Source organism: Amycolatopsis sp. cmx-4-54, from assembly GCF_046548895.1.
GTDB lineage: Bacteria > Actinomycetota > Actinomycetes > Mycobacteriales > Pseudonocardiaceae > Amycolatopsis.
Window position 1 is genome coordinate 107,895 of record NZ_JAEBEJ010000020.1, and the last position, 15,433, is coordinate 123,327.

General features: G+C 69.7%; 11 protein-coding genes. 4 read left to right on the forward strand and 7 right to left on the reverse strand.

Going from position 1 to position 15,433, the window contains the following annotated elements; genetic code table 11:
• Nucleotide 1: 1 nt before the first annotated feature.
• The gene (locus ACLJQ7_RS40790; protein ID WP_410653539.1) at nt 2-1,120 is read left to right on the forward strand and encodes a DNA glycosylase AlkZ-like family protein; all 1,119 of its coding nucleotides are present in this window, start codon (nt 2-4) and stop codon (nt 1,118-1,120) included.
• A 515-nt stretch (nt 1,121-1,635) separates the two neighbouring features.
• Here ACLJQ7_RS40790 and ACLJQ7_RS40795 read toward each other — a convergent pair.
• From ACLJQ7_RS40795 to ACLJQ7_RS40820, 6 genes are read right to left on the reverse strand one after another with little or no spacing between them, the layout of a single operon-like run.
• Nucleotides 1,636-2,739, reverse strand: a complete 1,104-nt coding sequence (locus ACLJQ7_RS40795; protein ID WP_410653540.1) for a uroporphyrinogen-III synthase — start codon at nt 2,737-2,739, stop codon at nt 1,636-1,638.
• Nucleotides 2,736-3,083 (reverse strand): nitrite reductase small subunit NirD, encoded by a 348-nt coding sequence (gene nirD, locus ACLJQ7_RS40800; RefSeq protein WP_410653541.1) that lies wholly within the window; start codon nt 3,081-3,083, stop codon nt 2,736-2,738. The genes ACLJQ7_RS40795 and nirD overlap by 4 nt, the downstream gene beginning before the upstream one ends.
• Entirely contained in the window at nt 3,080-5,584 is a 2,505-nt protein-coding gene (nirB, locus tag ACLJQ7_RS40805) for a nitrite reductase large subunit NirB (protein ID WP_410653542.1), read from the reverse strand. Before nirB ends, nirD begins: the two co-directional genes overlap by 4 nt.
• On the reverse strand, nt 5,584-6,942 hold the full coding sequence (locus ACLJQ7_RS40810; protein ID WP_410653543.1) for a nitrate/nitrite transporter: 1,359 nt from the start codon (nt 6,940-6,942) through the stop codon (nt 5,584-5,586). Before ACLJQ7_RS40810 ends, nirB begins: the two co-directional genes overlap by 1 nt.
• Before the next feature lie 29 nt (nt 6,943-6,971).
• The gene (locus tag ACLJQ7_RS40815) at nt 6,972-8,399 is read right to left on the reverse strand and encodes an FAD-dependent oxidoreductase (protein ID WP_410653544.1); all 1,428 of its coding nucleotides are present in this window, start codon (nt 8,397-8,399) and stop codon (nt 6,972-6,974) included.
• Nucleotides 8,396-10,465 carry a molybdopterin oxidoreductase family protein gene (locus ACLJQ7_RS40820; RefSeq protein ID WP_410653545.1) on the reverse strand — a complete coding sequence of 690 codons (2,070 nt, stop codon included), beginning with the start codon at nt 10,463-10,465 and terminating at the stop codon, nt 8,396-8,398. Before ACLJQ7_RS40820 ends, ACLJQ7_RS40815 begins: the two co-directional genes overlap by 4 nt.
• A 189-nt stretch (nt 10,466-10,654) precedes the next feature.
• Here ACLJQ7_RS40820 and ACLJQ7_RS40825 point away from each other — a divergent pair, with 189 nt between their 5' ends.
• The 3 genes from ACLJQ7_RS40825 to ACLJQ7_RS40835 are packed head-to-tail and all read left to right on the forward strand — an operon-like array spanning nt 10,655 to nt 14,115.
• On the forward strand, nt 10,655-11,179 hold the full coding sequence (locus ACLJQ7_RS40825; protein ID WP_410653546.1) for a PadR family transcriptional regulator: 525 nt from the start codon (nt 10,655-10,657) through the stop codon (nt 11,177-11,179).
• Nucleotides 11,180-11,194: 15 nt separating this feature from the next.
• Nucleotides 11,195-11,875, forward strand: a complete 681-nt coding sequence (locus ACLJQ7_RS40830; protein WP_410653547.1) for an ABC transporter ATP-binding protein — start codon at nt 11,195-11,197, stop codon at nt 11,873-11,875.
• A complete protein-coding gene (locus ACLJQ7_RS40835; protein ID WP_410653548.1) occupies nt 11,872-14,115 on the forward strand; it encodes an FtsX-like permease family protein in 2,244 nt (747 codons plus the stop codon). Before ACLJQ7_RS40830 ends, ACLJQ7_RS40835 begins: the two co-directional genes overlap by 4 nt.
• A 1-nt stretch (nt 14,116) precedes the next feature.
• On the opposite strand, the gene ACLJQ7_RS40840 is transcribed toward ACLJQ7_RS40835, so the two are convergent.
• Nucleotides 14,117-14,914, reverse strand: a complete 798-nt coding sequence (locus ACLJQ7_RS40840; protein ID WP_410653549.1) for a TIGR02569 family protein — start codon at nt 14,912-14,914, stop codon at nt 14,117-14,119.
• Between the last annotated feature and the right edge of the window lie 519 nt (nt 14,915-15,433).

Sequence of the window (15,433 nt, forward strand, 5' to 3'; positions counted from 1 at the left end):
GGTGCTCGAGGTCGATCGCGAGCAGGTGCTGGCATACCGGATCGCGGCGCACGGACTGCATCGCGAGGAGAAGGATCCGGCCGCGGCGGCCGTGCTCGACCTCGGGCTGCAGGATTCCGTGCGGGACACCGCCTTGCTGGGCCTCGCCGCCCGGATCGACGGCGACATCACGCACGAGGTCTGGGACGACGAACGGTTCGTGCTCGCGTGGACCCATCGCGGCGCGCCGCATTTCCACCGGCGCGCGGAACTGGACGCGATCCGGGCGGCGCTCGTGCCGCTCGACGAGAAGGACGCGATGGCGCGGATCCTCTGGCAGCGCAAGCAGGTCGAGGACGCGGGCAGGTCCGCGACGGACGCGCTGTTCACCGCGGCGAGGGCGATTCGCGAGGTCGTCACCGGTGTGCAGACCAAGGGCACGGTGAGCGGCGCCGTCACGAAACTGATCCCCGACGGCTTGTCGTACGCCTGTCGCGGCTGCGGTGTCGTGCACATCTACGAGCAGTTGATGCGGGTCGCGTCGATCCACGCCGGGGTCCGGCTGGAAACGGGCGCGACGCCGGCGACGTTGGCGCCACTGGAAGGGCGCGGCCGCCTCAAGGCGTCGCCGAACATCGAGGCGGCCACGCGTGTGGTCGAGGGTTACCTGCGGATCAACGGTCCGGCCGCCCCTGGCGACGCCGCCGCGTACGTCGGGACGACCCGCACCGGCGTCGACGCGATGTGGCCGGACGGCCTGGCCGAGGTCCGCGTCGACGGCAAGAAGGCGTTCCTGCCGGAAGACCGGTTGGCACTGCTGGAGAATCCGCCGGAGCCGGACGTGGTGCGCCTGCTGCCGCCGCTCGACCCGTTCGTCCAGGCGCGCGACCGCGCCTTGCTGGTGCCGGACAAGGCCCGGCAGAAGGAGGTCTGGAAGATCCTCGGCAGCCCCGGCGCGCTGCTGGCCGGCGGCGAGATCGCCGGCGTGTGGCGGGCCAAGGCGAGCGGGAAGAAGCGGCTCGACTTCACCGTCACCCCGTTCGACGCCCTCCGCCCGGCCGTGCGGAAGGCGGCCGAAGCGGAGGCGGCCCGCGTCGCCGCTGCCCGGGGGTTCTCCGACCACCGCGTCACCTTCTCCTGACCGCGCGGCAAGCCGCACGAGCCGGAACTCTCGCTAGCCGACGGGCTTCCATGGCCACAGAGTCCCGCGAACTTGTCCATGAACTCGACTTGCCCGCGGGGGACAAGTTGCGATGTTGGGCAAGTTTTGACGACGACAGCGATGTCCATCCGGACCATCGCCGACAAGGGGCCCGGCAAAGTTCTGGCGGCGAGAGCGGGCCGTAACGCCGCTTGCGCGCTTTTGACTGTCCATAAGGGACACCGATCGAGATACCGGCGTCCGATTTGAGCGCTTTGTGCGGCTTTGTGACCAGGTCGTGAGCGGCAAGGAGCGTTCCAACCTCCATTATCACTCACGACCCCACGCGAAACTGTACACATCGGACATTCATCCACCATAGAATGTCCCTTGTGGACATTCAGGCCGCACCACCACTCATCACCGGACAGCCGACGATCTTCTAGAACACCTGGGTTGAAGGGGTCTGTCCCCGCATGCGAAGCGGCTAAAGTTCCCTTCACTCGGCCGGGAAGTCACGGGTCGACGGCCAGGCGGTAGCCGCGTTTCACGACCGTCTGGACGAGTTTCGGTGACCCCAAAGAGCTCCGCAGGCGTCCGATGGCGGTCTCGACGGCGTGTTCCTCGCCGCCGTCGGGCAAGGCGGAGATCAGCTCACGCCGGGAGAACACCCGCCCCGGTGACTCCGCCAGTGCCCGCAGCAGGGCCATCGGCGCGGGCGCCACGTCGCACCACTGGCCGTCGACCAACGCCGCCTGACCCCGCAGTTCGATGCTCCGCCCGCCCGCGGTCAGCCGCGGCGAACGGGCTTCGAGCGCGTCGGACACCGTCCGCGCCAACGCCCCGATCCGCGACCGCGACGGCTGGACCGCCGGGATCCCGAGCGCGGCCAACGGCGCCGCCGTGATCGGTCCGACACAGGCCGCCACGACGCGCTTTTCCAGTGCCCGAACGATTCCAGGCAGCCGTCCGGTCCGTTTCGCGACCGCCAGCATGGACGCCACCGCAGGCGCGCTGGTGAACGGCAGGGCGTCCACCGAACCGTCGAGAACACCGTCGAGCAGCCGGTCCAGCGGGCCGGGATCGGCCGGGCCGACCCAGCGATACACCGGAACCTCGATCACTTCAGCGCCCGAGGAGCGCAGACTGTCCACAAAGTACGGAAGCGGCTCGCCGTGCAGTTGCACCGCGATCCGCTGACCGTCCACACCGGAATCGAGCAGATGCCGCAGCACCTCGGCGTTGCTCTCCGAGGCGGGCGAGTAGTCCTCAGAGAGCCCTGCGGCGCGGATCGCGCCCTTCGCCTTCGGGCCGCGCGCCAGCAGCGACGACTTCCCGAGCCGGTCGAGCAGCTCCTCCCCCAGCCCCCAGCCTTCGGCCGCCTCCACCCAGCCACGGAAGCCGATCCCGGTCGTCGCGACGACGGCGTCGACCCGATCCTCCAGCAGACGCTGAGTGGCCGCCCGCAGTTCGGTGTCGTCGGCGAGCGGCACGATCCGGATGGCCGGGCCGTAGCGCACGGTCGCACCCTTACGCACGAACAGCGCGCCGAGCTCGTCAGCCCGCCGCGCCGCCGTGATCCCGATGACGAATCCCGCCAGGGGAAGGACTTCTGTCACGGTGAGAATTCCACCTCCACGACACCCTCGGTCACCCGCACCGGATAGGCCGCGACCGAGACTCCTTCGGCGTCCAGGCACGAGCCGGTCCGCAGGTCGAAGCGCTCCTTGTAAACCGGCGAAGCCACCACGGGGACGCCGCCCGCGTCGCCGACGATGCCTCGCGACAGCACCGCCGCGCCGCTGATCGGATCCACATTGGACAGTGTGTACCACCGGTCGCCGGGCAACCGGAAGATCGCCACCTGCGTCCCGCCTTCGAGCAGGGCCGCGACACCGGACCATTCGGGGACGGCACCGGCCGCGCAGACGGCGGTCCAGGTGCGCTCGATCGAGGTCGTCACTGTTTCACCTCCGGAATACCCAGCAGCACGGGCACCTTCTGGTCGCGTTCGGTGCGGAACGAGATCGTCGGATCCGGCGTGCCCGGCGCGTTGACGAACGAGCTGAACTTCGCCAGCTTCTCCGGGTCTTCCAGCACGCCACGCCACTCGTCGGCGTAGTCACCGACGTGTTTGGCCATCGCCGCGTCGAGATCCTCGCAGATGCCGAGCTTGTCGTCGACGATCACCGCGCGCAGGTGATCGAGCCCACCCTCCATCTCCTCAACCCACGGCGCGGTGCGCTGCAGGCGGTCGGCCGTGCGGACGTAGAACATCAGGAACCGGTCGATCGTCCGGATCAGCGTCTCCGTGTCCACTTCGGACACCAGCAGGTCCGCGTGCCGCGGGGTCGCGCCGCCATTGCCGCCGACGTAGAGATTCCAGCCCTTGTCGGTGGCGATGATGCCGAAGTCCTTGCTCCGCGCCTCGGCGCATTCCCGCGCACAGCCCGAAACGGCGGACTTCAGCTTGTGCGGCGAACGCAGGCCTCGGTAGCGCAACTCCAGCTCGATCGCGAGCCCGACGCTGTCCTGCACGCCGTAGCGGCACCACGTCGAACCGACGCACGACTTCACCGTGCGCAACGACTTCCCGTACGCGTGGCCCGACTCGAACCCGGCGTCGACGAGCCGCCGCCAGATCAACGGGAGCTGTTCGACGGTGGCGCCGAACAGGTCGATCCGCTGTCCGCCGGTGATCTTGGTGTACAGCCCGAAATCCATCGCCACCTGCGCGATCACCATGAGCTTCTCCGGCGTGATCTCACCGCCGGGGATCCGCGGGACCACCGAGTAGGTCCCGTTGCGCTGCAGGTTCGCGAGGAACTTGTCGTTGGTGTCCTGCAACGTCGCCTGCTCGCCGGCGAGGATGTGCCCGTTGCCCAGCGTGGCCAGGATGGACGCGATCGCCGGTTTGCAGATCGCGCAACCGGTTCCGGTGCCGTAGCGGTCGATCATCTCGCTGAACGTGGTGATCCGGGTGGCCTGGAGGATCTGGAACAGCTCCGCGCGCGACTGCGGGAAGTGCTCGCACAGCGCCTTCGACTGCTCGACACCGCACGCCGTCAGCAGCTTGCCCAGCAGCGGGACACACGATCCGCAGGCCGTGCCCGCCCTTGTGCAGCCCTTGATCTTGGCGACCGAATCGCAACCCTCTTCGGTGATCGCGTGCGTGATCGCGCCCTTGGAAACCGCGTTGCAGGAACAGATCTGTGCGGCGTCGGGCAGCGCGTCGACGCCGACCGCAGCCCCGCCACCGGCCGGGGCGAGGATCGCGCCCGGTTCGGCGGGCAGCGGCCTGCCGACCATGGCGCGCAGCGTGTTGAACTCGCTCGCGTCGCCCACCAGCACCCCGCCGAGCAACGTCTTCGAGTCGTCGGACACGACGAGTTTCTTGTACGTCCCGGCGACGGCGTCGTTGAACGCGACCTCCAGCGCGCCCTCGGTCGCCGCGTGCGCGTCGCCGAAGCTGGCGACGTCGACGCCCATGAGCTTGAGCTTCGTCGACATGTCCGGCTCGGGGAAGGTGCCCTCGCCGCCGGTCAGCCGCGCCGCGACGATCTCCGCCATCGCGTATCCGGGCGCCACGATGCCGTACACCCTGCCGTCCACGGCCGCGCATTCCCCGATCGCGAACACGGCGGGGTCGGACGTCCGGCAGGCGTCGTCGACCAGGATCCCGCCCCGCGCGCCGACCTCCAGACCGGACGACCGGGCGAGGTCGTCCCGCGGCCGGATACCGGCGGAGAACACGACCAGATCGACGTCGAGTTCCGTGCCGTTGCCGAGCTTCGCGAGGTAGCGTTCGCCGTCCGGCTCGATGGCGTCGGTCGACGTTCCCGTGTGGACGGTCACGTCGAGGTCGGTGATCAGCCGCCGGAGCAGGCCGCCACCGCCCTCGTCGACCTGCAGCGGCATCAGGCGCGGCGCCATCTCGACCACATGCGGCGAGAGACCCATGTCCCGCAACGCCTTCGCGGCTTCGAGACCGAGCAGCCCGCCACCGATGACGACCGCCGAACGACGTCCACGGCCGGGGCGCTGAGCGGCTTCGCGAATGGCATCGAGGTCTTCGATCGTCCGGTACACAAAGCAGCCAGGGAGATCGTGCCCCGGCACCGGCGGAACGAACGGCCGCGAACCGGTCGCGAGCACGAGCGCGTCGTACGGCTGCTCGTATCCGGCCTCGGTGACGACGGTCTTGCGCTCCCGGTCCACCGAAACCACCGCGTCGCCGAGCCGCAGCTCGACCAGCGGATCGTCCGCGTAGTCCGCGCCTTCCAGAGCGAGCGCCGCGGGATCCCAGGTGTCCACATAGGACGTCAGGGCGACCCGGTCGTACGCGGGCCGCGCCTCCTCGGCGAGCACCACGACCTGCCACTCGCCGGCCTTGTCCTCCGCGCGCACCGCTTCCACGAGCCGGTGCGCGACCATGCCATGTCCCGCGACGACGAGTTTCCGCATCAGACCTCCGCCCCGGCGAGCGCCAGACCTCGCGTGCTCGCCACTTCCGACTGCTGTTTGCGCAGGTACACCGCCCAAGTGACGGCGAAGCACAGGCCGTAGAAGACGAGGAAGGCGACGAAGGCCGGCACCCCGCTCTTCGTGTCCGCGAACGACTGGCGGAAGGCCAGGTTGATGAAGAGCCCGCCGAGCGCGCCGATCGCTCCGGCCAAGCCGATCAAGGCGCCGGAAAGCTTGCGCGCCTTGAGCATCTCCAGCGTCTCGTCCGCGCCCTCGCTGATCGCGACCTTCGCCTTGGCGCGGAAGATCGCCGGGATCATCTTGTACGTCGAGCCGTTGCCGATACCGGTGAGCACGAACAGCACGATGAACGCGACGGTGAACAGTGCCAGCGAGTTCGACGTCGACGCGAGGATCAGCACCACGGTCGCCGCGGCCATGCCGACGAACGTCACGAAGGTGATCTTGCCGCCGCCGATGCGGTCGGCCAGCCAGCCTCCCGTCGGCCGCGAGAACGAACCGAGCAGCGGGCCGAGGAACGTCACCGCGGCCGCCTGCAACGGCGTGCGGCCGAACTGGTTCTGCAGCACCAGGCCGAACGCGAAGCTGTAGCCGATGAACGAACCGAACGTGCCGACGTAGAGGAACGACATCACCCAGGTGTGCGGATCCTTGACGACCTCGCGCATCGCCTTGGTGTCGCCCTTCATCGAGGCGAGGTTGTCCATGAAGAAGTACGCGCAGGTCGCGGCGACCACGATCAGCGGGATGTAGATGTAGAGGACCACCCGCGGCGCGGTCGCGCCGATGGTGCCGATGACCAGCAGGCCGATCAGCTGGATCGCCGCCACGCCGAGGTTCCCGCCGCCCGCGTTGAGCCCGAGCGCCCAGCCCTTGTGCTTCTCGGGGTAGAACGCGTTGATGTTGGTCATCGACGACGCGAAGTTCCCGCCGCCGACCCCGCCGAGCGCGGCGATCAGCAGGAACGTGCCGAGCGAGGTGCCCGGCTCCATCGCGATCGCCGCCAGGATCGTCGGCGCCAGCAGCAGCAACGCGCTGACGATCGTCCAGTTCCGGCCGCCGAACCGCGCCACCGCGAAGGTGTACAGCGGCCGCATCAACGCACCGATCAGTGTCGGTGTCGAGACCAGCAGGAACTTGTCGGCGGCCGAGAAACCGTACTGCGGGCCCATGAACAGGACCATGACCGACCACAGTGTCCAGACCGAGAAGCCGATGTGCTCGGCGAGGACGGAGAACCAGAGGTTCCGCCGGGCGATCTTCTTCCCGGTCTCCTCCCAGAACTGCTCGTTCTCCGGATCCCAGTGCTCGATCCAGCGCTTTCCACGAGCGTGCATGAGGTCCTCCTTGGTGGATGCGTTCGGGTTCACTGGGCGGCCAGCCATTTCGCGACCCCGCCGACGGCGTCCTTGCAGCCGCCGCAGCCGGTCGTCGCGCGGGTCGCCCCGGCGAGGGCGGGGACGTCGGTGGCGCCACCGCGCCACGCTTCGACGAGCCGCCCCTTGGTCACCGCGTTGCAGCGGCAGATGACCGCCGACGCGGGCAGATCGGCCGGGCTCGCCGCGGACGGCGCCCCGGGCGGCAGTGAGCGTCCTAAAAGGACTGCCAGCCGGTCTTCCGGTACCGGGGTGCCCCGGTCGTAGATTTGGGTGATCGTCGCGGCCGCGTCGGGCAGACCGAGCAGGATCGCGCCGGCCACCCGGTTTTCGCGGACGACGAGCTTGCCGTAGCGGCAGCCCGCCGGGTCGCTGAAGGTGAGCACTTCGGCGGTCGGGTCGTCCGCGCCGGTCATCGTCTCGCCGAGCGCGGTGAGGTCGATGCCGCGGGCCTTGAGCCGCGTCACCGCCTGGGTACCGCGATAGCGCGACGCGGATTTCGTACCGGTGACCAGATCCGCGACGACGGCGGCCTGTTCCCACGCGGGTTGCACGAGCCCGCCGAACGCGCCCGGATGCTTCGCGCAGTCGCCGATCGCGTGGATCCGGCCGTCGCTGGTGCGCAGCAGATCGTCGACGACGATGCCGCCCTCGACGGTCAGCCCGGCGTCCACGGCCAGTTTCGTCTCGGGCCGGACGCCGGTGGAGACGACGATGAGGTCGGCGGGGACGTGCGTGCCGTCGTCGAGTTTGAGCCCGTCGCCGCTGACGTAACGCGCGGCCCCGACGCCGAGCCGGAAGGCGACGCCGAGTTCTTCGAGCTTCCTGGTCAGCACGCGCGCGGATTCCGCGTCGAGCTGGCGTTCCATGATGTGCGGCATCGGATGCACGACGGTGACGAGGTTTCCGCGTCCGGCGAGGCCTCGCGCGGCTTCCAGACCGAGCAGTCCGCCGCCGAGGACGGCCACCGGCGCACCCAGTTTGGCGGCGTCGAGGATGCGGGCGCAGTCGTCGAGGGTGCGGAACGCGACGACGTCCGGGCCGGGTTCGAGCCCTTCGACCGGCGGCATCCACGGGTTCGCGCCGGTGGCGAGCACGAGCGCGTCGTAGTCCACAGTGGATCCGTCGTCGAGCTGGATCCGCCGCGCGGCACGGTTGATCGACGTCGCGGTGACACCCCGGCGCAGATCGGTCCCGGTGCGGGACGGCCACTCGTCATCGTGGAGCCGGACCACCTCCGGCCGCATCGTCCCGGCGACCACCGACGACAGGAGCACCCGGTTGTAGGCGGTGTGCGTCTCCGCGCCGACGACGGTGAGCCGGACGCGTTCGCCATCGGGATCGCGGCGGCGGATGTCGTCCGCGAGCCGCGCGCCCGCCATCCCGTATCCGGCGATGACCACCGACCGGGGGCTCACGCGACGGCCTCGGCCGGGGCGAGCGCGACCGCGCACACCTTGAACTCGGGCATCCGGCTCGTCGGGTCGAGCACCGGATTGGTCAGCAGGTTCGCCCTTCCCGCACCGGGGAAGTGGAACGGCAGGAAGACGAGGTCGGGGCGCAGCGACGCCACACAGCGAACCCGCGCGACGGTCTCCCCGCGCCGGGAGCGCACGACGGCGAGGTCGCCCTCGGCCAGTCCCGCCCTCGCGGCGGTGTCGGGATGAACTTCCACGAAGGCCTCCGCTACGACGTCGTTCAACTCCTTGACCAGCCGGGTCTGTGCCCCGGACTGGTAGTGCTGCAGGACCCGGCCCGTGGTGGCCTGCAAGGGGAATTCGGCGTCGGGCAGCTCGGCCGGGCCGACGTGGTCCACCGGGACGAACCGCGCGCGGCCGTCCGGGTGGGCGAAGGAGTCGAGGAACATCCGGGGCGTGCCGGGATGTGATTCCGCCGGGACGGGCCAGTAGAGGGCCTCGCCGTCCCGGAGCCGGTCGTAGGTGATGCCCGAGTAGTCGGCGACACCGCCCTTGGACGCCCGGCGAAGCTCGGTGAAGACGGTCTCGGCGTCCGTCGGGAACCGGCCGTCGGGCTGGCCGAACCGGCGGGCGAGTTCGGAAAGCACGTAAAGATCGGTCTTCGCGCCGGAAGGCGGGTCGATCGCTTTGCGGCGCAGGAGGATCCGGCCTTCGAGGTTGGTCATCGTCCCGTCTTCCTCGGCCCATTGGGTGACCGGCAGGACGACGTCGGCCATCGCGGCCGTCTCCGACAGGACGAGATCCGAGACCACCAGGAAGTCCAAAGAGGACACTTTGTCCTGGATGTTCCCCGCGCCGGGCGCGGAAACGACGAGGTTGCTGCCGAACACCATCAGCGCGCTCGGCCCGTCTTCGGTGCCGAGCGCCTCCAGCAGCTCGACGGCCGAACGGCCCGGCCCCGGCAGGGATTCCGGCGGCACTCCCCAGACCCCGGCGACGTACTCGCGGGCCGCCGGGTCGTCGATCTTGCGGTAGCCGGGCAGTTGGTCGGCTTTCTGCCCGTGCTCACGTCCGCCTTGGCCGTTGCCCTGCCCGGTCAGGCAACCGAATCCGGAACCCCGGCGTCCCGGCAGGCCGAGCGCGAGCGCGAGGTTGATCCAGGAGTTGACCATCGCGGTGCCGTTGGCGTGCTGTTCGGTGCCGCGAGCGGTGAGGACGTAGGCGTTGCGGGCCGCGGCGAGCTTGGCGGCGACGCGACGCTGATCCGCCGCGGAGACGCCGGTGATCTGCTCGACCCGCTCCGGCCACCAGGCCGCGACCGAACGCCACAGCTCCTCGAAGCCGTTCGTTCGCGCGTCCACATAGGACTGGTCGAGCAGGCCGTCGGCGACGACGGCGTGCAGAATGCCCTGCGCCAGCGCGAGATCGGTGCCCGGCGCGGGCTGCAGGTGCAGCCCGGCCAGCTCGGCGGTCGGCGTCCGGCGCGGGTCGATGACGATCAGGTCCGCGCCGCGCAGATGCTGGGTGAACGGCGGCATCGTCTCGGCCGGGTTCGCGCCGACGAGCAGCACCGCGTCGGCGTCGGCGAGATCCGTGACCGGGAACGGCATGCCGCGGTCGGCGCCGAACGCCTTGATCCCGGCGGCCGCCGCCGACGACATGCAGAACCGGCCGTTGTAGTCGATCTGCGAGGTGCCCAGCGCGACCCGGGCGAACTTTCCCAGCAGATAGGCCTTCTCGTTGGTCAGCCCGCCGCCGCCGAAGACGGCGACCGAATCGGCGCCCTTGGCGGCGCGGATCTCGGTGAGCCGCTCGGCGACGAGGTCGAGGGCCTGCGGCCAGGTCGCGGGCCGGAGTTCGCCGTCGATCCTGATCAGCGGCGTCGTCAGGCGGGAAGGCGAGGTGAGGAGTTCCCCCGACGCCCAGCCCTTCTGGCACAGGCCGCCGGCGTTGACCGGGAAGTCGCGCGGGGCGACCCGGGCGCCGTCGAGGCTCATCCCGCACTGCAGGGCGCAGTACGGGCAGTGCGTGTCCACCGCGGTCACGGTGGGGGCGGCGAGCGGCACGGGCACCTCCTCCAGGCGTCGATAGCGCTTGAAGGTAGGTAGGCCGTGTTACCTGGAAACTCCCGAATGTTTCAGGCGTTTGACATTGCCCGCCGCCGATGGACGTCACACCGTGAGGTCACGGGGGCGAGGAAAGGACCCTTCCGCAGCTATACACTCGATGTATAGAACGTGTGTATAGTCGCTCGCATGTCCATCGGGAACACGCTGCTCGGCCTGCTCGAAGCCGGTCCGAAGCACGGCTACGACCTCAAACAGCTCTACGACAAGCAGTTCCGGCAAGACCGTCCGCTGCACTACGGGCAGGTCTACTCGACGCTGAACCGGCTCCTGAAGAACGGCCTGGTCGAGGAGAACGGCGTCGAGGCTGGTGGCGGCCCGGACCGGAAGCGGTACGCGATCACCGAGGCGGGCGTCACCAATGTCGAGGAATGGCTGAAAAGCCCGGAGAACCCTTCGGTCTTCCTGCAGAACACGCTCTACACCAAGGTCGTGCTCGCCCTGCTGTCCGGCCGCGGCGCGCAGGATCTGCTCGACGTCCAGCGGAGTTCCCATCTGCGCGCCATGCGCGAGCTCACCGCCCGCAAGACCGACGGCGACCTCGCCGACCAGCTGATCTGCGACCACGCGCTCTTCCACCTGGAAGCGGATCTGCGGTGGCTGGAGCTCACCGCCGCCCGCCTCGACGACCTCGCGCGCCAGCTGACGCGCTGATCTGGGGACCACACAGTGGAAACACCGTTGTTACACGGGCTCGGCCTGCACAAGGCCTTCGGCCCGAATCAGGCGCTCGCCGAGGCGGGGCTGACGCTCGAAGCCGGCGAGATCGTCGCGATCATGGGCCCCTCCGGCTCCGGGAAGTCGACGCTGCTGCACTGCCTGTCCGGAATCGTGCGGCCGGACGCGGGTCAGGTGCTGTTCCGCGGGCGTGACCTCGCGAGCATGTCCGACACCGAACGCAGCGCCTTGCGCCGCACCGAATTCGGCTTCGTCTTCCAATTCGGGCAGCTCGTCCCGGAGCTGTCCTGCCTGGAGAACGTCGCGCTGCCGCTGCGTCTTGGCGGCATGAAGCGCCGCCCCGCCGAGCGGATCGCGCGGGACTGGCTCGACCGGCTGGCGGTCGGTGACACCGACGACAGCACACCAGGCCAGGTTTCGGGCGGGCAGAGCCAGCGGGTCGCCATGGCCAGGGCGCTGGTCACCGAGCCGTCGGTGGTCTTCGCCGACGAACCGACCGGCGCGCTGGACACGCTCAGCGGCGAGCTGGTCATGCGCCTGCTGTCCGAGACGGCGAAACAGACGGACGCCGCCGTCGTCCTGGTCACCCACGAACCGCGGGTGGCCGCCTACTCCGACCGGGAGGTCATCGTGCGAGACGGCAGGACCCGCGAACCGGTGGTCACCCGATGACCGGGCGCGAAGACCTGATGCTCGGGTTCCGGCTGGCCGTCGGGGGCGGCCGGGGCTCGATCGTCAGGCTCGTCCTGAGCACGATAGGCATCGGGCTCGCGGTCGCGGTCCTCCTGATCGGCGCCTCCGCGGGCACCGTCAAGGAGAACCGCGACCAGCGGGCATACGCCGCTTCCCCGCGGAGCGAACCGATCCCGGGTGTCGCACCGCTGAACTACCACGCGACGACGACCGACTTCCGCGGTCAGCCGATCTCGCTCGTGCACCTCCGGGCCACCGGGCCGAACTCGCCGATCCCGCCGGGGCTGGACCGGCTGCCCGCGCCGGGCGAGGTCTTCCTTTCACCGAAGCTCGACGAACTCGTCGCGGCCGACACCAGCGGCCTGTTGCGGCCCCGTCTGCCCGGCGAACCGGTCGGGATCATCGACGCGGAAGCGGTGCTCAACCCGAATGATCTCGTCGTCTACGCCGGCACGGACAATCCGCGGAACGATTTCCCGGCCTATGCGTTCGGTTCTCCTTCCGGCTACGAAACGCCATTCGAACGGGGAATCCTGTCGCTGCTGCTGGTCGGCCTCTTCGTCCTGCTCACGCCGGTGTTCATCTTCGTCGGGACCGTCTCCCGGCTCGGCGGTGCGGCCCGTGACCGGCGGCTCGCCGCGCTGCGGCTGGCGGGTTCGTCCCTCAAGCAGCTGCGCCGGATCACCGCGGCGGAATCCGTCGTGGGCGCCGTGGCCGGGCTGATCGCCGGTGCCGCGACGTTCCTGCTCTTCCGCGGCGCGGTGGCGGACTTCCAGGTGTTCCGGTTCGGGGTGTACCCGAAGGATCTGACGCCGTCGTGGCCGCTGGTGGTGCTGATCGTGCTCGTGGTTCCCGCCCTGACCGTGGCGGCGGCTTGGGCCGCCCAGCGGCATACGATCGTCGAACCGCTCGGAGTCGTCCGCGAAACCGTGCCGCCGAAGCGGCGGTTGTGGTGGCGGCTGCTGCCGATCGTCGTCGGAATCGCCTTGACAGCCCCGGATTTCGACGTCGCGAGCGAACTCGGCCGCATGGCGCTGATCATCGGCGCCGTCCTGCTGATGTTCGGGATACCCCTGGTGCTGCCGTGGCTGCTGGAGCGCGTCGTCGCCCGGATCAAGGGTGGGCCGCCGTCGTTCCAGCTCGCGATCCGCCGTCTGCGCAACGACAGCGGAACCCCGGCCCGGGTGGTCGCGGGTCTCTGCGTGGTGATCGCCGGGGTGATCGCGCTGCAGAGCCTGTTGGCGGGCCAGCTGACGCTGGCGGCCGGTTACCAGGTGAGGACCGATGACCGGACCACGGTCCATGTCGATGGTTCGGTGGCCGACCAGGCGATCGCCGCGGTCCGCGCGGTACCCGGCGCGGCCGATTTCCAGGCCATGCGCTCGATGCTCGCCGACACGAACCGCGTGGACGGCGCGCTCGCCTCGTTCGCCATCGCCGACTGCGCCACCATCGAAGCGACCACCGACGCGACCGGCTGCCGCGACGGGGACGTGTTCGCCGATCCAGCCTCTCTCCACAAAGGACAGTCGGTGAAGCTCACCGACAACGACAAACGCGAGCTGCCCTGGACCGTTCCCGCCACACCTCGGCCGCTCGGCCTGAAGCCGTCGGCGCTCGCCGAGCAGATCCGGCCACAGGTGCTGGCGACGCCTGCCGCGATGGCAGGCGTCGACCTGGCCGCCGCGCCCGTCATCGTGAGCCTGCGTGGGACGACCGGGGATCCGGACTTCGTCGAACTGGTGCGGAACTCGGTGGCGCCGTACAGCGGACAGGTCGCCGTCGCGTCCGCCAACGAAAAGCGGGCCTCCGACGAGGCCCGGATGTCCGACGACGTGCGGAACATCCTGTTCGGCGGCGCGTTGTGCGTCCTGCTCCTGGCCGGGGTGAGCCTGCTGGTGCTCGCCCAGGAACAGGTCCGGGAACGACGCCGGGCGCTCGGGGCGCTGTCCGCCACCGGCGTGCCGGTGCGGGTGATCCTCCGGTCCCTGTTGTGGCAGAACGGGATTCCGCTGCTGCTGGGCATCGTGGTCGCGACGGTGACCGGGATCGCCGTCGCCGCGCTGGGCAGGCGGCTGTTCTGGGAGGGGTTGTACGTCGACTGGTCCGCGGTCGGGCTGCTCGCCGCGGCGGCGATCGCGATGGTGCTGCTGGTGACGGTGTCGACGGTGCCGTCCGTGCGCGCGGCGGCGAGGACGGAGAACCTGCGCACCGAGTGACCTACAGCACGGCGCTCACGTCCCGGGCGGCGGCACGGAGTCCGTCGTGCGCCGCCCGGGTCGACCGCGGATCGAGGGCGTTGGCGGCGAGGCGGAAGAGGACCGCCCGCAGGAGAAGCTGGGGCCATTCGGGCAGATGGGCCCAGCGTTCGAGGAGATCGATGGTGGCGCCGCCCCAGGCCAGCGCGTCGACCGCGACGATCGCGGCGCCCCATTCGCCCGGCCGGTAGTACGGCACGAAATCGACGATGCCGGGGGCCGCGTCGCCGTCGAAGAGCACGCCGGCGAGAAGCTCCCCGTGGACGACCTGATCCGGCAGTTTGACCGGTCTTCGCGAACCGGCCAGCACCTCGAACCAGCGGCCGCCCTTGTTCTCGTCGAGGGGCGTTTCCGCCTCGCCCCAGGCGAGTTTGTCGGCCAGCGCCTCGATATCGGTGCGCCGTCCCAGGAAATCCGGCCGCGACAGCCCGGCCGTCGCGCGATGCAGTTTGACCGCCGCGTGCACGACCTCGTCGTACCGGTGCTCCGCCGTACCGGACACGAACCGGTTCGCCGACCAGCCGCCGACGATCCATCGGCCGTCGCTGGACCGGACGGGCTTCGCGACCCGCAGCCCCGGCTCGTCGACGGCTTCCAGCGCCCGGGCCGTCCACAGGGTCCGCGACTTGTCGACGACGGGTTTGAGCACGAGATCGTTGTAGCGCCAGGCGGTGGTGCCGGGCAGCGGTTCCGCGTCACCGGTACGTCCGCCGAACGCCGAACAGACGTGTTCCGGAGGGCTCTCAAGCGTGGCACGCACGGCTCGGGACGTTACCCGGTCTTCCGCGTCACGACCGAGAAGACGCGCTGGTCTTGAGTAGCGATACTCAAGACAAGATCGCTTCTGACCTGCCATTCTTCGACCGCCGTGGCGGGGGCGCGGGGTTCGCGACGTTCGTGCGGGCGATCTTCGTGGGCCGGTCCGTCGGCTGCTGACGCTCAGGGGAGCAAGGGACCTTTGCTACCGCCCCGGTACCTGAAGGACCCCTTGAGGGACCCAGAGTCCGTGAAGGCCTCCTTCACTCCCTTGAGGGTAGGTAAGGAGGCCTTCACGGCCCCGGCGAGTTGGGGGGTGTGTGGAAATAGGGACGTTGAGTGTCCCTACTTCCACACACCCCACACTCCGCGTAGCGACACCTACCGACCGTGTGGATTTCGGGACGTCAGATGTCCCGAAACCCACACAGTCACCACGCCGACCTGCGAAAAGGGAGCAAGGGACCTTTGCTACCACGGCCCCGGCGAGTTGAGGGGTGTGTGGAAATAGGGACGTTGAGTG

What these genes read in the sequence shown, in the direction of transcription:
- nirB (WP_410653542.1), bottom strand. Translation starts at nt 5,584, where the DNA reads ATGCGGAAACTCGTCGTCGCGGGACATGGCATGGTCGCGCACCGGCTC.
- ACLJQ7_RS40810 (WP_410653543.1), bottom strand. Translation starts at nt 6,942, where the DNA reads ATGCACGCTCGTGGAAAGCGCTGGATCGAGCACTGGGATCCGGAGAAC.
- ACLJQ7_RS40825 (WP_410653546.1), top strand. Translation starts at nt 10,655, where the DNA reads ATGTCCATCGGGAACACGCTGCTCGGCCTGCTCGAAGCCGGTCCGAAG.
- ACLJQ7_RS40835 (WP_410653548.1), top strand. Translation starts at nt 11,872, where the DNA reads ATGACCGGGCGCGAAGACCTGATGCTCGGGTTCCGGCTGGCCGTCGGG.